Raw genomic sequence first — 23,202 nt, 5'->3', positions numbered from 1 at the left:
GGCCGCATCCGAAGGCGTGGCACCGCCGCCGGCATCCAACGCGGCGACGGCAAGGTGATCACCGCGGCGGCGGCCAGTACTCGCCGCCCGGAGCCGCTTCCCGCCTGGCGGGCACCTGAGAAGAAAGTTCGGCCGCTGTTCCCGCCTGGCGGGACGTGTACAGGTCCTCGGATGAGGACGGCGCCAGGCGGGGAAGGGAAGCGGCAGTGCTCAGAGCGCGGGGCCCTCTGCGGCGGCCAGCATGCTCAGCGGCGCGCGGAGTGCCGCCCTCGGTCCGGGCGGCGGCCTGCAACTGCTTGGACCGGCCGACGCGTTCCGGATCCGCGACCACGTCCTTCCAGGATCGCCCGCTGCGGGACCCAGGAGTGCACCTCGACGTTGGGCGGGATGGCGCCGAGTTCCTCGGGGCCGGTGTACTTGCCGATCTGGAGTACGACGTGCCAGCCGGGCAGGTCGCCGAAGGCGGCGATGCACCGGCGGTAGAACGCGGGCTGGCGCGTGTACGCCGAGCCGAGCGAGATCAGCAGCACGTTGTCCGCGGCCGCCGGGCGGGTCCAGCCGTCCGTGTCCGCCCGGGTGCCGAAGCAGGGGCCGACGAAATGGTGGCCGGCCACCAAACGACGAACGTGAGGGCGAAGGACCGGTCTCGTCCACTGAAGTGGCCCGCCCCGTCCACGACTCGGTCACCAACGCACTGATCGTCAAGCCGTACATGCTGCTGCACTACGGGCGCATCCTCGACCCCGCCAAGCATGCCGACCGCGAGGCCTACGCCGTCCATCTGAAGTGGATCACCGAGAGACTCTTCAGCCTCGGCAGCCGGGACATCTCGGCGATCCAACTCGCAGAGTGCAAGGCTCGCGCCCATACTTGAACCAGAGTCTGATACGCATTGGTTGGGGCGCGCGGAGGAAGGCAGCCCCGTAGTGGGCGTTCGCACCCCCCAGGAAGTGGGGGCTTCCCAAGCCCGAGTGGCTGGTGTGCCCCGTGGCTCGAGGCTCCTCCAGGCCCCCGCCGGTCAGGGTGTAGCCAGCCCCGAGCCGCAGCTAGCCGGGGGGCGGCACCGTGGAGTACTACCGCTACCGAACCCTCCGAAGCGACACCCTCTCCCGGTGGGCCCGCCATGACGGATTCCCCCCTCGTGGGCCGCTCGATCGCGAAGGTCATGTGTAGTGATGAACACACCCAACACTGAACAGCTGCCTGTAGTAGCCACTATCCGAGTGGGAGCGAAGCCGGACAGCGTGGCGGTGACTGTCAGCGACCATATCTTCGTCACCAACAGCGGCGCCGACACTGTCTCGGTGATCGATCCCTTGACCAACACGGTGAGCGCCACCATCGACGTCGGATTGCGCCCAGAGGGCGTGGCAAGCGATCCCCAGTTCGGCGTCTGCGTAGCCAATGGCGGTGACAACACCGTATCGATGATCGACAGATCCAACGCCGTAATCGCCACCGTCAGCATCCAAGGTTTGTTCATGCCACCGCCTGACATGATGAGCGTGGCGGTCGATCACTCTCTGAGTCGCGCCTATGTGACCAATCACGGTAGCGGCAGGGTGTCGATAGTCAACCTCAGCGGCGAGGTGCACTTCGCCCGCGGCTTCATCGATATCCCTGGCCCCCTTGGTGTGGCGGTTGATCCGGCAAGTCACCGCGTCTACGTCACGCAACCCGACTTCAACGCGGTTTCGGTGATCGGCCCTGAACCCAACGGGGTTCTAGCGACCATTCCGGTCCGACAGCAGCCCACCGGTCTCGTGGTCGACGCCCTGAGGCGTCGCGTTTACGTCGCTAATTCAGGTGCCAACACCGTGTCTGTGATCGATATGGATAGCCATGGCACAGCAGATATCAGCGTCGCTGCAGGATCCGCTGGCGTAGCGGTTGACTCCCGAGGCAATGCCTACGTCACCCAATTCGACGGCACGGTGAAGGTGATCGATGCCACGTCCCACAGCGTCAGCGCCACCATACCGGTGGGCTCCCAGCCGAAGGGTCTGGCCTTCGAGCCTCACAGCGATCGCCTTTATGTTGCGAACAGCGGCGATGGGACCGTATCGGCGATTGATCTTCGCCGGCAGTGAGAATTCATCACCTTTGGCGAATCCGCGGTAGCAGGTGAGGGTGCAGGGGTTTGGCCGGCGAGGCGCGGCGTTCTGCCCCCATGGCGGCGTGACAGCGGTACGTCACATCTGGTTCGCCGAGTGGCGGGTGTGTCGAGCTCGACGACCTGGAGAACCTGGAGGCTTGGCCGGACCGCTGGTCTGGACCTTCTGCGAGCATCGATCCGGGTGGAGCCCAAGGTTGATGACGGCGCCGAGCAAGCTCAGCGAACGGGCCGGAGCGCAAACAGCGGAGCTGGGAGGGGTGCCGTGCGGGTGTCCGCTCGGCAGAGACCGCGCCCGGCAATGGGTCGGCTGGTACCGGTTCGCGAGCTTCGCGACGATGTCTGCCTGGACATCATCGAGCACCGCGGAGGTGCGGGAGAAGGGTCAGGAGCCACCGGGGCACTGCGGGTGCCGTCGGACAGGCGCCTGAACCGCGAGTCCCCGGCCATGCGGAAGACGACCTTCCGGGGTTCGTCGGTGTCCTGAACCAGGCACTGACGGCGGGGTCCAGGAGTACGGGCCCCACAGTGGGCGTGGTGCCCGTTCCGGTCGGCGCGGTGCCGTTGGAGGCCCTGGCCCGGGCGGGTTCGGTCACACGCGTTGTCACGGCGTCGGCCGCGACGGCGGGGCCAGGGTTCTCCGGGGGGTACGGTCTGCCGCGAACACCGCGCCGGCGGTGACGCCGCAGGCGCCGCCTACCGTGTGCAGTTTCCCGATGTCGATGTCGGCGTCCGTGAAGGCGGTTGCCTTCCCGGTGTTGAACTGTTCGGTGACTACGTTGCGGACGAGGAAAGGGGGCGCGGCGGCGTCCCGGAGGTTGGTCACGAGCTCCACGCACCGCCGGGCCGTTTCCGGGGGCAGTTCGCACGGGGCGAGCAGGACGGACTCCCCACTCTGGTCGGCGTAGCGGTAGTCAACCGCATCACTGTCGACGGCTGTGGCGTAGGTTTCCTCGCCGACGACGTGGACGCGTGCGTCCTGGCCCGGAACGTAGGCCTGGGACTGCGTCGGGAGTCCGCGGACGAGGCGAGACGCTCTCGTCGGCGTCGGTGTACTCCCTGACGATGGAGCGGATGCCGCTGACCGACTTTGGCCGCCGGCAACCACCTCCAGGAGACCAAGGAACAGGGCTGGCTCGGCAAGGTCGCCGCCATCGAGACCACCATGGCCGCCGCCGCCAAACGCCGGAGGCCATGCGCGACCAAGCAGCGCAACTGCCCACCGTTCACTCGCCATGCCCGACTTTCGCCACGATGCCGGGCGAAGCAGCGCCGATCCGGAGCACTGAGCGCCGCTACGTCCCCGATCTCCGGCCCGCGAAATGGAGGTCTTCTCATGGAGTCAGGCTTGGCAGGATGCCCGGATGGAGAATTTGGAGTGACTCGCGTCGCTGCTGGGCTCCCTGGACACGTCCTGCATGTCTACGCCAAGTGGAGCGCACGGCGACGTGGTCCGCAACGCACGCGGCGCCCTGCACCGGCAGGACCCGCCTCCATCCCCTGCCGCCTCGCCGGAGGTGCATCGCGCCCGAGCCGGTGGGACGATGGAGATGACTCGGTGGTTCGGCAACACACCGACCCGAGGGGAGGAGCGTCTCCTCTCCCCTGCGGAGCCCGTTCGCCAGCCACCCCCGGAAGTAGCCGAACACCTCCCTCCCCGCCACGGAAGCCCTGCCGCCGGGCCCGTACCGGTCGCGGCCCCACGGCCTGGGCCGAGAGGGCGCCCGTTCGGCTGCCGCCACCGTGGATCTCCGAAACACTGAGGAAACGGTCATGCCTCAGCTCCCACAAGTGCGCAGAATACTGTTCAACGACGAGGAAATAGGCATGGGATTCAACAGTGAATCCGGCCTGGCCGTCGGAACCGCTCTGCAGAACTTCACCATCCAGGACAACCCTGCCGCCTCCGGCCAGGAGGTCACCGCCTCGATCGTCATCGTGAACTCCCATGAGGAGCTCATGGAGAGCATGGGGATGTCGTTCGAGGGGCACGGCAGGTACGGATTCGTCTCCGCCTCCGCGAAGGCCAGGTTCTCGGAGTCGTCGAGTTTCAACTCGACGTCGACGTTCCTGGTGGCCCGCTGCATCGTCGAGAACCCGCTGCGTCGCGGCAAGAACTTCCAGGTCAGCGCCGTCGCCCAAGGCTTGCTCGATTCGCTGCGGTTCGACGAGTTCAAGGCGGCTTTCGGAGACAGCTTCGTCCGAGGTCTGCAGACCGGTGGAGAGTTCTACTCCGTCATCAGGATCACCTCAGTGTCGGTCGCCAAGCAGTCCGAACTTGCGGCGACGCTGCAGGCCGAGGCGAACGGCCTGATCGCCGGTGGCGGGTTCTCCCTCGCCTTCTCCCAGGCGAATTCGAGCCAGAGCACGCGCTCCGAGTTCTCGGCGTCCATGTACCAGAAAGCCGGTACCGGCTCCCAGAGTTCGCCGGCCGTCGAGATCGGCGAGGTCATCGCCAGGTTCAAGGCCTTTCCGCAAATCGCCAGTACCAGTGCCGCCGCCTACGAGGCCGAGGTGGCCAGCTACAACACCCTTCCGCTGCCGGTGCCGACGATCGAGGAGCAGGAAGCGTTCCTGTTCGCCCTGTCCGATGCCCGGGAGAGGAAGCACCGGTACGCGCAGACCAGGAACGACCTGGACTTCGCGCTACGGCACCCGGAGTTCTTCGAGCCCCTGCCGCCAGCCGACGTACTCCAGCGTGCCAGCGACATGTACACCAAGCTCATCAACGCCGTGATGGAGCACGCCATCCGGCTCTCGCGGGGGCAGATCACACCGCCCCGCCTCTTCGATCCCGCCGCACTCACCCCGCCCCTCACCGAGCCCGCGCCGATCCCGATCCGCCGCATCGTGACGGCTCTACCCACGGCGGCCCGGCTCCTCCAGTTCCAGAGCTTGAAGTGCCTGACGCACTCCGATCAGTTCGGAGCCGAGGACGAGCCGTTCCTGCTCTGGAACGGTGAGCGGATCTGGTCGGGAACTATGGGGGACGGGGACACCCAGGCCCTCAACGTCGTCCGGCTGATGACCAACCCAACCGGCGTCGTCCAACTCTTCGACGAGGATCCCGACAGTCAGGACGACCTCCTGGGCAGCGGCACAATCAGGCTGTCCGACGAGGCCGGCCAGGTGGAGTTCCACGGGGAGGGGGACTACCTGCTCACCTACCGGCTGGCGCCGGTCGCGATCCCGTGACCAGCGGCACGTCAGAAACGAGGTGAGTCACGTGGCGGCGGTGACGACACCGGTGGCCGCGACGGTCACCGGGATAAGCGAGGCGAACGGGCTGAACGACGTGGGAGCCGTCGTCGGTCAGGAGGACACCGTCTTCCCCTTCGTCTGGAACCCGCAGCAGCCGAACAGCACGACCGGCACCGCCACCCAGCTTCCACTGCTCTTCACCGGCGGCGCCCCGACCGGGCGGGCGGTGTCCATCAACAGCGCCGGCGACATCTGCGGCTCATCGGAAGGACTCGACGCGAACGGGAACACCGTCACCCGGGCCGTCCGGTGGATCGGAGGCGCCGTGCAGGACCTGGGAACCCTCATCCCCGACCCCTTCAACCCCGGGAACTTCCTCGGCAATAGCCGCGCCATCGACATCAACGACGCCGGCCAGATTGTCGGCGCCTCCGACACGGTGGTCGGCTCCGAGCATGCCTTCCTCTTCGACCCGGTCCTGCAGGTCATGCGTGATCTTGGCTCGCTGGCCCTCGTCCCTCCCAACCCAGCCGGGCCACCAGCATCAACGGCACCGGTGACGTCGTCGGGGTCTCCGCCGCGCTCGACGCCACCGGGAACAGCGTCGAGCGGGCGTTCGTCCTCGCAGCCGGCGCCCTGTTCCCGAGCGACCTCGGCACACTGATCCCGGACCCGGCCAACCCCGGGAACTTCCTCGGCAACAGCGGAGCCTTCGGCATCAACGACAACGGCCGGATCATCGGAACCTCGGACGACGGGGTGTCCGCCGCCGGCACCCAACTGACTGGGGCCTCTGTCTCCCTGTTCTCGCCGGCGCCCGTAGGAGGGTGCCGCTGCGCTGGTCAACGAGCCAAGCCCAGGGACGGCTCGATGCGACTTTCCACCCGGCCGGCCGCCGGGCGCGCAGCCGTCGTCCGCGGCGCGGGATGTGTTCGCGTTCTAGCGTCCGTGTGGTGCCCCTTGCGTCGCTGAGGCACAGAGCTGTGCCGCGGTGCCCGCCATCGCTTGCCGTCCCGTCACGCGGCCACACAGCGCCCCGTTGGGGCGGGCATGAGACGACTTCTATCCGTGGGGGCGGCGCTCGCCCTGGCGCTGTGGTTCCGGGCACGGTGCCGGCGGCTGCGGATTCCAGCGCGTGTACGCATGGACCCGGTCCACGGCGCCATCGAGGCCCGCCGCCAGTGCCGGAGAGCCGGCCATGGCCTCCTTCTCGGCAGGCGTCCCCTCGGCGAGGGTGACCGAGCCGGCCAGTACGAGGTCCGCAGCCTCACCCGGTGGCCCGCCACGAGTGCCATCGGTCCTTCAACTCCCCGGTCGGCCGGACCACCAGGGTAGTGCGGGCGGCCCGCCTTCCGTTGACAGGCATCGGCACCGGTGGATCTAATGCGCACGCGGAGCACCCGGGCCCCTTCGGTCCGGTCACCAGAAGGGAAGGGGCGAGGCCGTGGGCCTGGACACCGCCGTGCCGGACAACGCACCTGCAGGGATCGCGGAGTTGTACGAGCGGGACCGCGCGTGCCGGAGCCTGGGTATCGCCCTGGAGGAGGTCACCCCGGGCCGGGCGTTGATGCGCATGCGGGTGCGCGAGGACATGGTGAACGGCCACGGCATGGCCCACGGCGGGTTCCTCTTCCTCTTCGCCGACGCGGCGTTCGCCTACGCCTGCAACGGCTACGGCCCGGTCACCGTCGCGCAGTCCGCGCAGGTCAGCTTCCTGCTGCCGGCCGCGGTGGACGACGAACTGCTCGCCGAGGCCGTGGAACGGACGCGTTCGGGACGCAACGGTATCTACGACGTGACGGTCCGCCGTACGGACGGCACCGTGGTCGCGGAGTTCCGCGGACAGAGCGTGATGCTCTCCGGAAGGGCGCAGGCCCCGCGCGACTGAGCCGTCCGCCCCACGCGCCCGAAGCCGGCCCGCCCGCCGCCCGCGCGGTGGGCGGGCCGGGGCGGGGCGGGCGTCACCGGACCCGGTCAGTTCGCCGGGCGCTCGTCCACCACCTGCTGGAGCTTGCCCGTACGCGGGTTCGTGAGCAGCTCGGACCGCGGCACCCACTCGATGCCCAGCTCGTGGATGGCGCCGTCCGCGACCTCCGCGGGGAAGAGGGGCCGGGCCGCGTAGACCGCCTCGACGAGCCGGGCTGCGAGGTCCGCCGGGGGCTCCTCGACGTACCCCAGGCGCAGGATCAGGCCGTCCTTCCCGTCCCAGCGGCGCTGCACCATCTGCATGCCGGCGATGTACCGGTCCGGGTCCGCCTCCACGAGCACCGCGCGGACGTCCTCGATCGGCATCGACACCGTGCCGACGCGGCCTCCCTCCATGGACCGGCCGAGGAGCCGGAACCGCGTGCACTCCGCGTCGACCCACTCGGCGCGGTCGCCCGCCGGGAACCGGATGACCGGCATCAGCGTGCGGAACAGGTTGGTGACGAGGAGCCGACCCGGCACCCCGGGAGTGGTGATCGGCTCGCTCGCGACGTCGTCCACGATCTCCACGACCGTGCGGTGCGGGAACGCCTCGTGCACCCGTACGTCCTCGCCGGGTACGGGCCGTCCGACGAGACCCGCGTCGATGGAGGCGTAACCCACCGAGGCGATGGCGGCCTTGGGGAAGGCCCGCAGCAGGATCGGCCGCAGATCGGTGAAGAGCAGGTCACCGCCGAAGAGCAGAAGTTCCACCGAGTCGGCGGTCCGGCCGCGGCGGACGAGGAGCTCCGCGACGGCGGCCAGCTTCATCGGGACCCCGGCGAGGACGTTCACACCGAAGTCGCCGATGAGGTCGGCGATGAACTCGTTGGTGGCGCCGGCGCCGACGGGCAGGCGGACGTTCTCCACGGGGGCCGCGTGCAGGGCGTGTTCGATGTAGAGCATGCCGCCGTACAGCTCGCCCGCCCAGAAGAGGTTGGCCACCCGGTGGCCCGGCCTGAGCCCGGCCTGCACGATGCCGGCGCCGAACGCGGTGACGGAGTCGGCGTGTTCCGCCCGCGACCACACCGACAGCTTGGGCACGCCGGTGGTGCCACCGGTCTTGTAGACCCCGGCGTCGGTCAGCGGCCCGGTCAGCACCCGGTTGTCGGGCCAGGTGTTCGCCGCCCAGAACTCCGTGTGGTCGATGACGGGGAGCTGGGAGAGGTGCGAGACCGTCTCCGGCACGTCCCGGTACACCTCGGCGTAGAAGGGCGAGTGGGTGCGGACGAAGTCGACCAGTTCTTGAAGGGATTTGGCGGGCACTACCTCTCCTGCTCTGTGTCGGCGTGGGATTCCGGCCTGCGCCCGATCCACGTGCGGGCGAGTTCCCGCACGACGGAGCCGTCGCGGTCGGCCAGTTTGTTCTCCACGTAGGCGGCCGCCCAGGGGTTCGTGGGGACGCGGAAGGCGGGCCGCTCGGTCAGCAGCGTCCGCACCACGACGTCCGCCACCTCGGCCGCGGACTGCCCGGCGCCCTCCCAGCCCTGGGTGGTGACCCAGTGGACGTAGTCGGTGAAGGTGGACGCGTACGGGCCGGAGGCGGCCTCGATGGTCTTGCGGTTGATGTCGGGGAAGATCCCGAACGAGGTGTCCCGGACGAATCCGGGCACCACCACGGACACCTTCACCCCGTGCGCCTCAGCCACCGGGGCCAGGCTCTCCATGAAACCTTCGACGGCGAACTTCGCCGCGCAGTAGGCCTCGTTGAAGGGCTGTCCGACGATCCCGTGGACGCTGCCGATGGTGAGCAGGCGGCCCCGGGCGGCACGGAGCAGCGGCATCGCGGCCCGGCTGACCTCGACGACGCCGAAGAAGTTCACCTCCAGGTTGGCCCGCAGCGCCTCCGCGGTGGACATCTCCAGGGTCGGGTCGAAGTTGGAGACGCCGGCGTTGTTGACCACGGCGTCCAGGCGTCCGTACGCCTCGCGTACGCCGTCGACGCAGCGGGTGACGGACCCGGTGTCGGTCACGTCCAGCGGGCGGATGTCCAGCCGTACTCCGGCCCGGTCCGCCTCCTCCCGGAGCACCCCGGCGCGGGCGGGCTCGCGCAGGGTGGCGACCGTGGCGAAACCGGCCCGAGCGGCGGCGACCGCGGTGGCCAGCCCGATGCCCGAGGAGGTGCCGGTGATCAGCACGACCGGGGACTCCCGGTCCGTCGCGGTCATGAGGCGCCTTCCGCGAGTGCCGGTTCGGCGCCCCCGCCGTCCGCCTCCGGCGCCTTTGCCGCCTTCTGCCGCTCGGCCGCGTCCAGGAGCGGCTGGATCCGCAGCGCGGGCAGGAAGGAGCAGGCCGCGAGCAGTGTGCCGCCGGCCATGGTGGCCCGGGCCGCGTCCAGCACGCCGAGCGGTCCGGTGAGCAGGCTGACGGCGACACCCCCGGCCAGGGCGGCCAGCGGGATCACGCCCCAGGTGGCGGTCCGGAAGGCCGCGTGCATCGCGCCCTGGTGGGACGCGGTCATCCTTGACTGCCGGATGGGCGCGCTGGACACGTTGATGCAGGACATGAAGAAGCCGTAACAGCCCATCGTCACGGCGATCACCGCACCGGCCGGCAGTGCGGGCGCGGCCAGTACCCCGAAGCCCACCAGACAGTGCAGCAGCAGCGCCCAGGCCAGCATCCGCCCGCTCCCCAGCCGTTCACCGGCCTTCGGCGCCACGACCGCACCGACCAGGGCGCCCACCGCCGCCACGGACATGGCGGCGCCGAAGACGCCCACGGAGACGCCCAGTCCCTGATAGGCGAGGATCGGGAGCACGGTCACGAAGACGGGGCCGCCGCAGTTCAGCGTCACGGCCGCTACCACCACCCGGCGCAGCACCGGGTCCGACCAGTTCAGCCGGAAGCCCGCCGTCAGCCGCTGCCACACCGATCCCTCGGCGACGGTTGGCTCGCCCCAGGGCCGCATGGACCGGATGCACAGGGCGGAGACCAGATAGCTGGCGGCGTCGACGAGCAGGGCGGCCACGCCCAGCGCGCCGTAGAGGCCGGCGGCCAGGGAGGGGCCGGAGACCTCGGAGACCGAGCGAGTGCCTTCGAGCCGGGAGTAGGCGCGCACCAGGTGATCCTTCGGCACCACGGCGGGCACGGCGACCAGGTACCCGACGGTGAAGAAGATCGTCGCGCCGCTGATCACCGCCACGCAGGCGAACAGCAGCGGCGTGGAGAGCCAGCCCTGCCAGTACGCGACGGGGATGACGGCCACCGCCCCCAGCCGGGCGAGGTCGCAGGCGAGCAGGGTACGGCGGTTGTCCCACCGGTCGACCAGCACGCCGGCGAGCGGACCGAGGAGCGGAATGCCCAGGTACTGGGCCATGGCCACGATGCCCACCTGGAAGGCGGAGGCGTCCAGGACGAAGATCATCACGGTCGGCACCACGAAGACCGTGATGCGGTCACCGATCGTGCTCACCGACTGGCCGATCCAGAAGCGGTTGAACTCAGGGCCGAGGGAGACCGGCCACCGTGGCTTCACTCTTCCTCCCGCACCACGAGTCCGGCGGTCTTGCCGGTCCGCTCGTTGCTGATCAGGTCGGTGACGGGACGCACCCGGAAGTTCTCTGGATCGTGCAGGAAGGCGGTGCTCAGCGTGAACGTCTCGGCCAGCAGTTCCTTGCGTAGCCGCTCGGCGTCCACCGCCGCACCCTGATGGGTCAGCAGCAGCACCTCCACGGCGCCGGCGCGGCCGCCGGTCTCCGAGATCACCACCTGGGCGCGCGAGACGCCCGGCTCCCACTCCACCCGTGCGATCACCTCGTCGACGTGCAGACCGAGGCCGCGGACCTGCACCACGCTGTCGCGGCGGCCCAGCACGCGCATGGCCCGCCCGGGCCGCCCGCACGGACAGGCCTGCAGCCGTCCCGCGTCCCCGGTGCGGTAGCGCAGCACCGGATTGAGCATCTCCGGGTTGAGGGTGGTGAAGTCCAGGAGCTGGTCCTCGCCCACATGCACCAGCTGGTCGGGCAGGGTGTGGAAGGTGTCCGCCGGGCACTGGGGCGTGTTGGTCCCGACCACCCAGGTCTCGGTGCTGCCGAACATGCCCCAGCGCCGGGCCGCCGGCGCGACCACCGCCATGTCCTCCTCCACCTGCGGCTGCCAGGCCTCGCCGAGCCACAGCACCTTGTGCAGGTGCGGCAGCTCCAGACCGGCGGCCCGGGCGTGGGCGAACCAGGACCGCAGCACGCTCGGCGTGCCGCCGATGGCCGTCACCTCGCGCGCCGCGAAGAACGCCAGCCACTCGGCGTACTCGTCCTTGGTGACCGAGCCCAGCGCGATCACCTGGCACTGCGACAGGTCGGCCAGGGCGGCCACCAGAAAGTGCGCGCCCCACATGCGGCCGGCGCCCCAGGCGTTGACGAAGACGTCCTCGCGGTCCAGCGGCTGCCAGTGGGCGTGCACCCCGGCCATGTAGAAACCGGTGGGCGCGTGGCCCAGTTTGGGCGCGCCGGTGCTGCCGCCGCTCTGGAAGAGCCAGGTGGCGCCGTGCTCGGCGCGTGGCCGCAGACGGGCCAGGGCGATGTTGAGGTCGTCCTTGAGCAGCGGCGGCAGCGCAGCGATGTCGTCGAGGGTGCGCACGTCCGCGCGCCCGCCGTAGCGGGGCACCAGTTCCGGCACCTGCCGCAGCCGCTCCAGCGTTCGGCGGGCGACCGGCAGCCGCGGCTCGGCCGCCTCCGGGGTCAGCGAGAACATGGTGGTCAAATCGTTTCCGTTGGTGAGGTGAACAGGGGCGTCCCGCCGGCGGCGTCGGCGAGGTGCTTCGCGTGGGCGTCCCGGTAGGCCGTGAACCGGGCCCGCACCACGTCCTGTTGGACCGTCCGGTCCGGATCCCCGGGGACGCCGGGGATGACGCCGTCGGGCTCCAGCTCGGAGAACCAGAACCGCTGCCCGTCGTGGAGGAAGTCGACGCAGAAGAAGGGGAGGGGCAGCCGCTCGGCGAAGTAGGCGGTGGCCGCGGCAAGTTCGTCGGGAACCGGAGTGAACTCCAGGAGGCCGCCGTGGCTCGCGTTGGCCACCGCCGAGCCGGGTTGCGGAGTCCGTTTCAGGACCGTGTGGGCCCGGCCGCCGATCACGTACACCCGGTAGTCGACCGTGCCGTCGCCGAGATACGGCTGCACCACGAGCGTGGTGTCCCCGCCCTGCGCGAGACTGGCCAGGCCCCGGATGTCGCCGGCGCTGCGCGCCAGGTTGATGCCGCCACCGCCGCACCAGCCGGCCGGCTTGACGATCGCCGGATAGGTCATGTTCCCGAGCGCCACCTCGTACAGGTGCCTGCTCACGTCGCGCCCCGTGCCGATGCGGACGGTCGGGATCGGCGGGACCGGCGAGCCGCCGAGGTGGAGCAGAGTGGCCAGCTTGTCGTTGCCGATCAGCGAGGTCTCGGGCGGGAAGGGTAGGTAGAAACCGGCCTGCTGCAGCACTGCGGCGAGGGCGTACTGGTTGAAGATGTCCACCTGCTGGTACGGCAGCGAGTAGAGCGCCGTGATGAAGAGCGTGTCCTCGGGCGTGACGAGTGCGTCGTCCACCCAAACGCGGGGCCGGCCCCGCTGCGTGCAGTCGACCGAGACCGCGTCGGGGGAGTGCCGGGTCCAGCTCATGCCCAGGTCCTCGGCGACCTCCGCGTAGAGGTCCCAGAACATGGCGTGCCAGACACCGGTCGCACGGGTCGACTCCCGGTCGGGGAAGATCCAGCACATCCGGCGCAGCGAGCCGGCGTCGGGGCGGGGCGGGGGAAGACTCACGGGCTGTCCTCGGGTGCGGTGGGGGCGAACGGTGCGCTGGGCCGGGACCCCGGTGCGGTGCCGGCTTGGCCGTCCCGGTCCGGGGCGTGCTCCGCCCACCAGCGGCGACCGGACTCGGGAAGCGTGTCCAGCGGGTCGTAGTACGGGTGGCGCCGGGCCAGCGTGGCCTCGGGGTCCGCGACGGGCGACTGCCGGACCTCCAGCTCGGTGCGGTAGTTCTTCGTCCAGTACGAGATGCCGCGCTCGCGGTCGTAGGCGACGGCCTGGTGCACCCAGCGCTTGCCGACGTGCGGTACGTCGCACACGATCCGCGGGGTGGCGTAGCCGGGGAGGTAACCCATGATCGCCTCCTGGAGCCACTGGGCCTGATGGAGCGAGGTCCGCCAGTGCTCGGCGTGGGGTATCACGTCGCAGAGGTAGAAGTAGTACGGGAGGATGTTCGCCTCGCCTTGCAGCGCGAAGCAGAGGTCGAGCAGGTCCTCCGGGGTGGCGTTGACCCCGCGCATCAGCACGCCCTGGTTGCGGACGTCCCGGACGCCCGCGTCGAGGAGAGCCCGGGCGGCCTCGGCGACCAGAGGGGTCACGGACTGCGCGTGGTTGGCGTGGGTGTGCACCGCGAGGTTGACCGCACGACGCGCCGCGACCGCCGCGACCCGCCCCAGGCCCTCGACTACCTCCGGCTGGAGCCAGTGCTGCGGCAGGCCCACCACGGCCTTGCTCGCCAGCCGGATGTCACGTACCGAACCCAGGTCCAACAGCCGCAGGAGGAACGCCTCCAGCTGCGGCCAGGGCACATTGGCGACGTCTCCGCCGGACACCACCACGTCGCGCACGGTCGGCGTGCGCTTGAGGTAGTCGAGCATCTGCTCCTGCCGGTCCCGCGGACGGAGCACGAGCCTGGCCTTGGTGACCTGGGGCGTGGAGGTGCCGACCAGATCCATCCGGGTGCAGTGCCCGCAGTACTGCGGGCAGGTGGCGACCAGTTCTGCCAGGACCTTGGTCGGATACCGGTGGGTGAGGCCCTCCACCACCCACATCTCAGCCTCGTGCAGCGAGTCCCGCCCCGCCTTCGGATGGCTCGGCCACCGGGGGTGACGGTCCGAGAGCACCGGCAGCATGTAGCGGCGGACCGGATCGGCGAGGAACGCCTCGGTGAACGATGCGGGCTGCAGATCGGCCCGGGGCACCATGGTGTTGAGCATCTGCGGGGTGACGAGCATCGCCATGGTGGCGAACTCCGCCTGGTCGGCCGTGACATCGTCGTAGCAGCGGTCGGTGAGCAGGTCGCCGACGACGGCCTTGAGCTGACGCGGGTTCTTCACGCAGTGGGCCCTCTGCCACTGGGCGTCCCGCCATTCGCGTTCCGTGACACGGCGCCAGCCCGGCAGCCGTCGCCAGTCCGGCTCAGTCAGCGGGGTCCGCGCGTACTGGTACGGCTGTCGGATCATCTGACGTCCCCGGTCTATCGGTCGGTCAGGAGGGTGGCGAACCGGGTCCGGAGCTCTCGCTTGAGCACCTTCCCGGTGGGGCCGAGCGGGAAGTCCTCCGGCGTGCGCGCGACGCTCACCGCGGCGAGCGGGGTCAGCCCGGCGGCGGTCAGGGCCTTGTTGACCGCCTCCTGGACCTCCTCCGCCGTGCTCTCGGCGGCCTCCGCCTGCAACCGGACGACGGCGACAGGAAGTTGGCCGCGACCCGGTCCGGCGGGGACGCCGACCACCGAGCAGTCCTGCACCAGCGCGGCGCAGTCGGCGAGCAGCACCTCCTCGATTGGCAGGCTGTACGCCGGCCCGCCCGCGGTGTCGATGACGTCCACCGTACGGTCGAGGTGGTAGAAGCGTCCCTCGGCGTCACGGCGGGCCACGTCGCCGGTGAGCCAGTAGCCGTTCAGCTCGAACGTGCGGGTGAGCCTGTCGTCGTTCCAGTATCCGGGGGTCCGGGACGGCGTGACGACGCCGAGCATCCCGACCGTGCCGTCGGGTACCTCCTCGCCGTTCTCGTTGAGCACCGCTGCCTTCTCGACCACCTCCAGGGGCTTGCCGACGCAGCGGTCGTCGCGCTCGCTCTCCGGTGTGGTCATCTGCCCGAACAGGGCCATGCCCATCTCGGACGAGCCCAGACCGTCGACGAACTGCGAGCCGGGCAGGGCGGGCTGCTCCTCCCTCTCCCGGGGCAGCAGCCAGGGCCTGATCAGACCCGCCGGCCGCTCGCCGAGCTGCACCAGCCGCCGGATGTGTCCGTAGTGGGCGCTGTCGCCGGTGTTGAACCAGGAGTGCACCTTCGCGGCGCCCTTGACCGGGAGTTCGCCGGTGGCCAGTTCCACGAAGGTGCGCGGGAAGGAGGCCACCATGGTGGGCTGGAAGGCCTCCATGACCGGCTCGACGACCGCACGCCGCCAGTCGGACATGACCACGGTCGGCAGGCCGAGCAGGGTGGCGGTGAGGAAGTAGCTGAGGCCGCCCGCGTGGGTGTGCGGCATGAGCGACATCAGCCGGTCGTACGACTCGGCGGGGAAGCGCACCATGCGCGGCTGCTTGCCCTCCCAGAACTGACGGTGCGCCAGCTTGGTGGACTTCGGTGTGCCGGTGGTGCCGGAGGAGTGGATGAGCGCGACCACGTCGTCGGCGGCGTGCCGGTACGGGTACACCTCGGGGAGCTCCGCCGACTCCGCGTCGAAGGCGTGGAGTTCGGCGGCCATGGCGATGAAGCGGGGACGGCGGTGCGGAGTCTCGCGGTACGCGGCGGCCAGCCGCGTGGGGTCGTCCGCGACCACTCCCACGACACCCACGTGGTTGAGGTAGCGCACCATCACCTCGTGCCGCATGGCGTCGTTGACGAGGGCGGGTACGGCTCCGAGCGCGGAGAGCGCGAGGAAGTGGAGGACGGGCTGCAGACCTTCGCCGACCACCACGCCGACCGGGTCACCGGGCCGGACGCCGTTGGACCAGTACCACTTCGCGTATTGGTCGCGCAGGGCGGCCAGGTCGAGCAGGCTGTGGCCGCGCAGTTCGACGGCGCCCCGGTGGTCGACGCGATGGGTGTAGGCGTAGGGGACCCCACGGTTCGGGTTGAGGGCGATGGCGTGGTCGAGGAAGTTGCCGGCTCCGAGCGTGGGCTCGGCCATCAGCTGCTGTCTGGCCCCGAGAGGGGCGATGGAGGTCTGGTCGCTCATGACGGTCTCCCGTTACGGCGTCGCCGGGAGGTGGCTCTGGTGGGGCCGGGCCCGGCGACTGGTCGAAGGGTTGCTGTACTCGGCGGAACGGTGGTTCGACTGCCTTGCTGCTGTGGCATGTGGCATGTGGCATGTGGCATGTGGCGTACGGCGTGGGGCCTCCGGCCCGGCGTACGACCGGCTCGGAGCACCCCGGGGCGCACCCCGGTAGGGGCGGGAGAGGGGTGCGGTGGAACAGGGAGGAGGGGAGGGTGGACGGCGGCGCCGCCCCCGAGGGCGCTGGGAGAGTGTGTACGGCCGGGGGAACGGCGCACGCGGCGCCACCGGGTTACGGAGCGGGCCGCGGCGCTACGGGCGGGCGAGGACCTCCGCCGCCACCCGGCGGCCGGAGCGGATCGCCCCCTCCAGCAGACCGAAGAACTCGGTGCTGGTCTCCGTGCCGGCCCAGTGCACCCGCAGGTGCGGTGCCGTCAGCGTCGGACCGTGCTCCAGCCAGTCCCCCGGTCCGAAGAGCGACGCGTAACATCCCTTGCTGTAAGGGTCGTTGACCCAGTCCGTCACATGGAAACCCACGGGTTCGGGCAGCATCGGGAAAAGCCGGGCCGCCTGCTCGACCGCGGTCGAGCGCTGCTCCCGCGCATCGAGCGCCGCGTAACGGTGGGCCTCGCCGCCCGTGACGAATCCGGTGAGCACGCCGACCCCGGCTCCGGCCGGCGAGTCGTCGACGGTGGACAGCAGCGGCCCTTCGGCGTTCACCGACCATCCCGACAGGCCGTGGTCCCGCCAGAACGGCGCCGGATACACCAGGTGCACCTTGACCGCGCAGCCCCGCGCCGTGCGGTCGCTCGCCCGGCGCACCGGCAGCCCGGGCCGGTAGTCCACGGCTTCGGCCGGCAGGGGCGGCAGCGCCATCACCGCGACATCGGCGCGGTACTCCCCGCGCACACTGCGCACCGTGACGCCCTCGTCGTCCTGGTGCACGGCGAGCACCGGCTCACCGAGCCGTACCCTGGAGCCCAGCCGAGCGGCAAGCCGCTCGCACACCTGGTGGGCGCCTCCGTCGATCCGGTCCTGCTGGGCGCCGCCCTCGAAGGCGTTGAGATAGCGCAGGCCACCGCCCGACCGCAGGTAGAAAGCGACGTGCAGCATGGACACCCGCGCCGGGTCGGCCGCCATCATCTCGCCCAGGAAGAGCGGGAAGAAGAGCCGGGCGTCCGGGTGCGCGAGATGCCGCTCGGCCCATTCCCGGGCGGTCAGGACGTCCAGCTCCTCGGCGCCCGGGGTGAGCCACGGCGCGTCGGGCCGCACGGTCGCCGTGAGTTCGTCGAGCCTCTCGAAGAGGTCGCCGAGTGCCACGGCGCTGAGCGGAGGGAACCGGCCGTCCCGCGTGGTCTCCTCGCTCCCAAGCGCGAAGCGGCTGGCTCCGTCCATGGTGGTGGGCGTCGCCTTGAGATCCAGCTCGGCCATGAGGGAACGCAGTCCGGTGTGCCGGTCCCCTAGGTACGCGGCGCCCGCGTCCACCCAGCCCTCGGCTGAGACCTGGAGCCCATGGGCCCGGCCGCCGACCCGGCCGCGCGCCTCCAGGACGGTCACGTCGACCCCGCCGGCGGCCAGCTCGGTCGCGGCCGTCAGCCCGGCGTACCCGGCTCCGACCACCACCGCGCTGGTGACGCCACCGGAGAGCCCCGGGGCGCCCGTGGCGAGAGGCGTGTCGAGGCCCGTCACCGGGCGGCCGCGATCTTCGCCGCGAGCCGCTCAGGGGTGGGCGCGTCGAGGAAGTCCTCGAAGGTCAACTCCACCCCGTAGGAGCGGGCGACGGCGCTGAGCACGCGGGTCGCGACGAGCGAGTCGCCACCGAGGAGGAAGAAATCGGACTCGGCTAAGACCTCGTCGACCTCCAGCACGCGCCGGAACATCGCCGCCACGCCTTCGGTGTCGGCAGGGGCAGGCGATCTCCCGGCGGCTGAGGCAGTGGTGTCAACGCTCATCAACGGTCTCCTTTGACCTGTGCACGGTGGCGTAACGCTGGTGTGAGGCTCTTCTGTCGACCTTGCCGCTCGTGGTCAGCACGAGCTGCGGGACGACGGTGATCCGGCTCGGCACGAGATGGGCGGGCACCCGCTCGCGCAGATAGGACCGCAGGTCGACGTCGAGTTCCCCGGTGCCGACGTGCGGCCGGGGCACCACGTAGGCGACCAGCGCGGTGCGGCCGGCGGCGGTCGCACCGGTGACGGCCACCGTGTTCACCGCGGGGTGGCCGGCGAGGTGTGCCTCCACCTCGGCCGGATCGACACGGATGCCCCGGATCTTGATCTCGTCGTTGAGCCGGCCCTCGTGGGTGAGGAGGCCGTCCGGTGTCCTGCTGACCCGGTCGCCGGTACGGAACCGGCGCTCGCCGTCCACCACCGCGTACGCCTTCTCGGTAACCTGCGGCATCCCGAGGTAGCCGAGGGCCACGGCCGGGCCGCCGATCAGCAGCTCGTCGTCTTCGCCGATGTGCTCGACGACATGGGCCAGGGCCCGGCCGATCGGTGCCCTCGTGCCCCCGTCCCAGTCCCAGCCCGCTACCGGGGCCCGAGGGCCGTGGAGATCGACGGCGTGGGTGATCAGGGTGGTCTCGGTGCACCCGTAGGTGTTGACCAGGCGAACCCGGCCGGTGTCGAGACGGCTCCAGTCGGCCAGCCGGGCAGGGCTGACCGCCTCCCCGCCGATCACCATCAGCCGGACGCAGTTCGGAAGGGCCGTCCCTTCCTCCGCGAGGTGGAGGACGAGCTCGTGCCAGAAGGCCGTGGGCAGGTCGAGGACGCTGACGCGCTCGCGCTCGACCATCCGCAGGAACCGCGGGAAGGACCCCGAGTGTGCCTCGCGGTCGAAGACGAGGGTGGCTCCCGCGGTCAGGGTCGGGAGGATCTCTTCCAGCGAGGTGTCCCAGTTGAGCGAGGCGAACTGGAGCACCCTGTCCTCTTCGGTGAGGCCGAAGAGTCCGCGGAGCGAGCGCACGGACGCCGAGATCGCCCGGCGGGGGGTCACGACCGGCTTCGGCCGGCCGGTGGAGCCCGAGGTGAAGAGGATGTACGCGGCGGCTTCGGGGTCCTGGTCCCTGTCGGGCCCGGAGCCACCGCTGGTCGCCCCTCCCTCTTCCCAGCCGCAGTACGTTGTCGGCAGCCCGAGTTGGAGATCCGGTGCCGCGTCGGTGGCGACGGCCGCGCGACATTCGGCCGCGGACACCATCTCCTGCTGCCGCGCCGGCGGAAAGGCCGGGTCTACGGGACAGTAGGCGCCACCGGCCGCCAGCACGCCGAGCATCGCCACCACGGTTTCCGGGCTGTGCGTCGCCGGCACGGCCACCGCTCCGGGCCGGGGCCCGAGCCGCTCCCCGAGGGCGTACACGAGCTCGTACAGCCGACCGTACGCCAGGACCCGCCCCTCGTGCACGAGCGCCGCACGCTCCGGGGCGCGGAGAGCGGCTTCCGTGAAGGCCTGGACGAGGTCCGGGGTGTTTCCAAGGGTCTCGCACTGCATCGACTTGTTCGCCCCAAATAAGCTTGAAAGCGCCTGTCCGTGCCCGACGAACGGGGACTCTACCTCCGAACATGTGTTGCCACAACGGAAGTTGAGGAGAATCGGGCGATCCTTGTGAACGTGCGGTCACCGCGCACGCTCCAGCAGGTCAGAACCCCTGCGAAGGCTCCGCTTCCACTTCTGCGGAGCCCTCGCTTCCGATCCGTGAGGCGCCCGGAAGGCGGTCGGTGGAGGCATGCCTCCCGGAGGCGGCGCTACCGGGGTCGCGTGCCTCGTGCGGCTGAAAGCGGAGGGCGCGTTCGCAGGATCGTAGGGGGCGTTGTCGCCCGCAAAGTTCTCTGGTTCCCCACGCACCGGATCCGCCTACGGGCCCGCGCCTGTCCAGCCGCACCGGAGGAGTCCTCCGCAACGGCGGAGCTCCTCACCGATGTGCGCGACCGTGTCACCGACTCCCCTCTCGACGACCCGGACTTCGTTCACCACATCCAGCAGCTGATCAGGGCTCCAGTTGACGTCTCAACCGATGCGGTTCACGAGGACGACTTCTGGGCTCTTGGTGGGTGTGGGCGCGGACGACCAGGTCGCGGTAGTCGCTCCAGGCGAAGGTGGCGCGTCCCTTTCCCTTGTGCTTGCGGTGGCGTCGCGGCCGGTAGATCAGCCGGGTCGTCTCGCCCGATTTGTAGCAGCACATCGCCGCGATCGACCAGCGGCGCCAGAGCGGCCCCGCACCCGCACCACCGGCGTGTGTCCACGCCGGCCCCAGGTGCGGGCGCGTGGCGGTGTCATCGAGAACCCGGCCTCGTCCTCGAAGACGATGTACGCCCCCAGCGCCGCCGCAGTCGTTACGCCTGCGGCCACACATCCTCCTTCCACAGACCCACCGCCTGCTCGTCGCCCTCCAGCACCCGGCGGGCCGGTGACTGCCAGGTTTCTTGACAACTCCCCGGATCGGCGGCGGGTGGGGGGCTTTGGCGGAAGGTCACGCGCCGGACGGCAGATTCTGGAGGTTCGCGCGAATCCCCTTGCGTAATGGTCAAGAATCGTTGACCATTACTTGCGTGCCTACCGATGATCTTCCCGAGACGTTTCACGTCACCACGGACGAGCAGCTGCGCGCTGTCTCCAATCTCACGCGCCACCGGATCATGGCCGTGCTCCGCTTCGAGCCGGCGACGATTACGCAGATCGCCGAGCGGGTGGGCCTTGCGAAGGGGAGTTCCAGCTATCACGTGCGGCTGCTGGAGCGGGCCGGCTTGGTGAAGGTGGTGCGGACGCGGAAGGTGCGGGGTGTCACCGAGCGGTACTACGCGATGGCCGCGCGGTCGATCGTGCTGCCGGACCCGGGCGAGGGAGGGCCGGATGTGCTGATGCGGCATGCGGTGGCGGACCTGGAGGCGTCGCCGGCGGACGGCGAGCGGCACGTGCGGATGGCTCATCTGCGCCTCACCGAGGAGCAGTTCGCGCAGCTGGGGGCGCGGCTGCAGGCACTGGCGGACGAGTACCTGGAGCTGTCCGATCCGTCGCTGCCGGACGCGTCACTTGTCTTCGCACTGTTCCACCCGGCACCGCCGGAGCAGGCCGAGGGGGGCGCCAAGTGACCTCAGGTATTAGAAAGTTGCCGACCGGATTCGGACGGCTGTGGGCTGCGCAGACGGTGTCCTCGCTCGGCGACGGGGTGTCGCATGCCGCGCTGCCGCTGCTCGCGTTGACGTTGACGCGGGATCCGATGGCGCTCGCCGTCGTCACGGCCGCCGGAACGCTGCCGTGGCTGCTCTTCGGGGTGCTCGGCGGTGCGCTGGTGGACCGCTGGGACCGTCGGCGCACGATGTGGGTTGCGGACGCGGCGCGTGCGGTGCTGCTCGCGATACCGGCGGCGGCGGCCGCGCTCGATGTGCTGAGCATTCCACTGCTCGCGGCCGTCGCCTTCCTGCTCGGCCTCGGCGGGCTCTTCTTCGATACGGCCGCCACGGCCTTCCTGCCGGATCTGCTCCGCCGCGACCCCGCGCTGCTGGAGCGCGCCAACTCCCGCCTGCGCGGCGCCCAGACCGCCATGTCCGGTTTCGCGGGGCCGCCTGCGGGCAGTGCGCTGCTCGCGCTCGGGCGGGCGGTTCCGCTGCTGGCCGACGCGGTGTCGTTCCTGCTCTCCGCGCTGCTCGTACGGTCGCTGCCCGCCATGCCCCGGCCCGTGCCGGAGGTCCGCGAGTCGCTGCTTCGGCAGGCGCGGGCCGGCGCCTCGTACGTCTTTCGGGACCGGTTGCTGCTCGGGCTCGCGCTCCGCCCGGCGGTCGGGAATGTCGCCTTCCTCGCTGTGGAGACCGTCCTCGCCCTCTTCGCGCACGACCGCCTCGGCATCGACACCTACGGCTTCGGCCTGCTCCTCACGGCGGAGGCCACCGGCGGTCTGCTCGGTGCGGGCATCGCCTCCTACCTTGGCCGACGACTCGGCACCGGCACCGCGCTGACCTGCACGGCCGCCGTCGAAGGGCTTGCCATCCTGGGCCTGGCCGCTGCCCCGAACCCGTACGTGGCGGGGCTGGCGCTCTCCGTCTGCGGGGCGGGCATGGGCGCCACGATGGTGCTCGGGCCCTCCCTCCGGCAGGCGATCGTCCCGGCCCACCTGATGGGCCGGGTCGCCTCCACCTCCCGCATGCTGGCCATGTGCGCCGCCCCCATCGGGGCCTTCCTCGGCGGCTGGCTGGCCACCACCTACGACATCCGCACCCCGCTCTACGCCGCCGCCGTCCTCCTCCTGGCGATGACGGCCGTCACGGCATCCATGACCAGCAACCGCCGGGTCGAAGCGGCGCTGCGTGCCGCCGCCCCGGGCGGCGGTCCAGATCACACGGCATCCAAGGATCCCGCCCAGGAGAGTGCACCCGACTTGTTGTGACGCCTGCCGCGAAGGCGTCACAACAAGTCGGATGCCGGGCCCCCGCGGGGCGCGACGAGTGGCTGGGTCGGTCGGGTGCGCTGGCCGTCAATCCTCGTCGTCCTCGGCGGCATCCGGGTCCCGGAAGGGGCGCAGGCCCTGGCCCGGGCCGCTGGCTTTGATGTTGAACAGGTAGCGGCCCAGGAAGTGGCTGGCGGATCAACGAATGCTGTGTCGGAAAGCGGCTGCACGAGCCGAGCATAGGCGGATGCCTCGGCCAGGTAGCTGGCATCAATGGCCCCACACGCTCAACCCGGCGAAGGTATGCGGTCAGAGCACTAGCCGTATCTCAACCGAACGCAATCCGTTGATTTCTGCTGGTCAGGCAGGGTTTCGTCGCCGGGTGAGGGAGGCATGCGGCGTCTTGTGTCTGCTTCATGACCGAGGGCGCGCGGTGGCGTCGGTGCTGGGAATGCTGGAGGAGCAGGCGGCTGCCCGGGTGCGGGTGGAGGGCCTGCGGGACGAAGCCGCGCGTTGGCTGAGGTGTTGGAGGCCGCAGAGATCGAGCCGAATCGGCGGGTGATCGCGCGGGTGGAGCTGCGATCGACGGCCTGAGGGCGAGGAG

Annotated in this window: 18 protein-coding genes and 2 pseudogenes; 7 read left to right on the top strand and 13 right to left on the bottom strand. The window is 70.5% G+C overall.

What is annotated here, in order from left to right; all coding sequences use genetic code 11:
* Positions 1-58 precede the first annotated feature (58 nt).
* Positions 59-599 (bottom strand): annotated as a pseudogene (locus ABZ079_RS29460) (glycosyl transferase); the annotation flags it as partial.
* A 59-nt stretch (positions 600-658) separates the two neighbouring features.
* Between ABZ079_RS29460 and ABZ079_RS29455 the strand changes: the two are divergent.
* On the top strand, positions 659-874 hold the full coding sequence (locus tag ABZ079_RS29455) for a hypothetical protein (RefSeq protein ID WP_356942466.1): 216 nt from the start codon (positions 659-661) through the stop codon (positions 872-874).
* A 301-nt stretch (positions 875-1,175) separates the two neighbouring features.
* The gene (locus ABZ079_RS29450) at positions 1,176-2,090 is read left to right on the top strand and encodes a YncE family protein (RefSeq protein ID WP_356942465.1); all 915 of its coding nucleotides are present in this window, start codon (positions 1,176-1,178) and stop codon (positions 2,088-2,090) included.
* Between the two features lie 627 nt (positions 2,091-2,717).
* Here ABZ079_RS29450 and ABZ079_RS29445 read toward each other — a convergent pair.
* On the bottom strand, positions 2,718-3,350 hold the full coding sequence (locus tag ABZ079_RS29445) for a hypothetical protein (RefSeq protein WP_356942464.1): 633 nt from the start codon (positions 3,348-3,350) through the stop codon (positions 2,718-2,720).
* A 590-nt stretch (positions 3,351-3,940) separates the two neighbouring features.
* Between ABZ079_RS29445 and ABZ079_RS29440 the strand changes: the two genes are divergently transcribed.
* The 3 genes from ABZ079_RS29440 to paaI all read left to right on the top strand — a co-directional run bounded on the left by ABZ079_RS29440 (position 3,941) and on the right by paaI (position 7,202).
* Complete coding sequence (locus tag ABZ079_RS29440; protein WP_356942463.1) at positions 3,941-5,308, top strand: hypothetical protein; 1,368 nt, start codon at positions 3,941-3,943, stop codon at positions 5,306-5,308.
* Positions 5,309-5,339: 31 nt separating this feature from the next.
* On the top strand, positions 5,340-5,978 hold the full coding sequence (locus ABZ079_RS29435; protein WP_356942462.1) for a hypothetical protein: 639 nt from the start codon (positions 5,340-5,342) through the stop codon (positions 5,976-5,978).
* Between the two features lie 780 nt (positions 5,979-6,758).
* Positions 6,759-7,202: a hydroxyphenylacetyl-CoA thioesterase PaaI gene (paaI, locus tag ABZ079_RS29430; RefSeq protein ID WP_356942461.1), complete on the top strand. Its 444-nt coding sequence runs from the start codon at positions 6,759-6,761 to the stop codon at positions 7,200-7,202.
* 86 nt (positions 7,203-7,288) lie between these two features.
* On the opposite strand, the gene ABZ079_RS29425 is transcribed toward paaI, so the two are convergent.
* The 11 genes and pseudogenes from ABZ079_RS29425 to ABZ079_RS29375 all read right to left on the bottom strand — a co-directional run.
* Positions 7,289-8,545: a phenylacetate--CoA ligase family protein gene (locus ABZ079_RS29425; protein ID WP_356942460.1), complete on the bottom strand. Its 1,257-nt coding sequence runs from the start codon at positions 8,543-8,545 to the stop codon at positions 7,289-7,291.
* Complete coding sequence (locus ABZ079_RS29420; protein WP_356942459.1) at positions 8,545-9,447, bottom strand: SDR family NAD(P)-dependent oxidoreductase; 903 nt, start codon at positions 9,445-9,447, stop codon at positions 8,545-8,547. Before ABZ079_RS29420 ends, ABZ079_RS29425 begins: the two co-directional genes overlap by 1 nt.
* The gene (locus tag ABZ079_RS29415; RefSeq protein WP_356942458.1) at positions 9,444-10,754 is read right to left on the bottom strand and encodes an MFS transporter; all 1,311 of its coding nucleotides are present in this window, start codon (positions 10,752-10,754) and stop codon (positions 9,444-9,446) included. The genes ABZ079_RS29420 and ABZ079_RS29415 overlap by 4 nt, the downstream gene beginning before the upstream one ends.
* Positions 10,751-11,968, bottom strand: a complete 1,218-nt coding sequence (locus ABZ079_RS29410) for an AMP-binding protein (protein ID WP_356942531.1) — start codon at positions 11,966-11,968, stop codon at positions 10,751-10,753. The genes ABZ079_RS29415 and ABZ079_RS29410 overlap by 4 nt, the downstream gene beginning before the upstream one ends.
* A gap of 5 nt (positions 11,969-11,973) precedes the next feature.
* The gene (locus ABZ079_RS29405) at positions 11,974-13,017 is read right to left on the bottom strand and encodes a hypothetical protein (protein WP_356942457.1); all 1,044 of its coding nucleotides are present in this window, start codon (positions 13,015-13,017) and stop codon (positions 11,974-11,976) included.
* Positions 13,014-14,465, bottom strand: a complete 1,452-nt coding sequence (locus tag ABZ079_RS29400) for a lysine 2,3-aminomutase (protein WP_356942456.1) — start codon at positions 14,463-14,465, stop codon at positions 13,014-13,016. The genes ABZ079_RS29405 and ABZ079_RS29400 overlap by 4 nt, the downstream gene beginning before the upstream one ends.
* A 14-nt stretch (positions 14,466-14,479) precedes the next feature.
* Positions 14,480-16,186, bottom strand: coding sequence for a class I adenylate-forming enzyme family protein (locus tag ABZ079_RS29395; RefSeq protein ID WP_356942455.1), 1,707 nt, complete (start codon positions 16,184-16,186; stop codon positions 14,480-14,482).
* A 348-nt stretch (positions 16,187-16,534) separates the two neighbouring features.
* Positions 16,535-17,911, bottom strand: a complete 1,377-nt coding sequence (locus tag ABZ079_RS29390) for an FAD-dependent oxidoreductase (RefSeq protein ID WP_356942454.1) — start codon at positions 17,909-17,911, stop codon at positions 16,535-16,537.
* Positions 17,908-18,174, bottom strand: coding sequence for a phosphopantetheine-binding protein (locus ABZ079_RS29385; protein WP_356942453.1), 267 nt, complete (start codon positions 18,172-18,174; stop codon positions 17,908-17,910). The genes ABZ079_RS29390 and ABZ079_RS29385 overlap by 4 nt, the downstream gene beginning before the upstream one ends.
* Positions 18,164-19,708, bottom strand: a complete 1,545-nt coding sequence (locus tag ABZ079_RS29380; protein ID WP_356942452.1) for an amino acid adenylation domain-containing protein — start codon at positions 19,706-19,708, stop codon at positions 18,164-18,166. Before ABZ079_RS29380 ends, ABZ079_RS29385 begins: the two co-directional genes overlap by 11 nt.
* A 562-nt stretch (positions 19,709-20,270) precedes the next feature.
* Positions 20,271-20,494 (bottom strand): annotated as a pseudogene (locus ABZ079_RS29375) (IS630 family transposase); the annotation flags it as partial.
* 272 nt (positions 20,495-20,766) lie between these two features.
* Here ABZ079_RS29375 and ABZ079_RS29370 point away from each other — a divergent pair.
* Together ABZ079_RS29370 and ABZ079_RS29365 are read left to right on the top strand one after the other, a co-directional pair.
* Positions 20,767-21,306 (top strand): winged helix-turn-helix domain-containing protein, encoded by a 540-nt coding sequence (locus tag ABZ079_RS29370; RefSeq protein WP_356942451.1) that lies wholly within the window; start codon positions 20,767-20,769, stop codon positions 21,304-21,306.
* A 17-nt stretch (positions 21,307-21,323) separates the two neighbouring features.
* Positions 21,324-22,598, top strand: coding sequence for an MFS transporter (locus ABZ079_RS29365; RefSeq protein WP_356942450.1), 1,275 nt, complete (start codon positions 21,324-21,326; stop codon positions 22,596-22,598).
* Positions 22,599-23,202: the final 604 nt, after the last annotated feature.

The organism is Streptomyces sp. NPDC006314, assembly GCF_040613075.1.
Lineage (GTDB): Bacteria > Actinomycetota > Actinomycetes > Streptomycetales > Streptomycetaceae > Streptomyces.
Note: the sequence above shows the minus strand (reverse complement) of the source record. Positions and strands in the feature narration are given on the sequence as shown.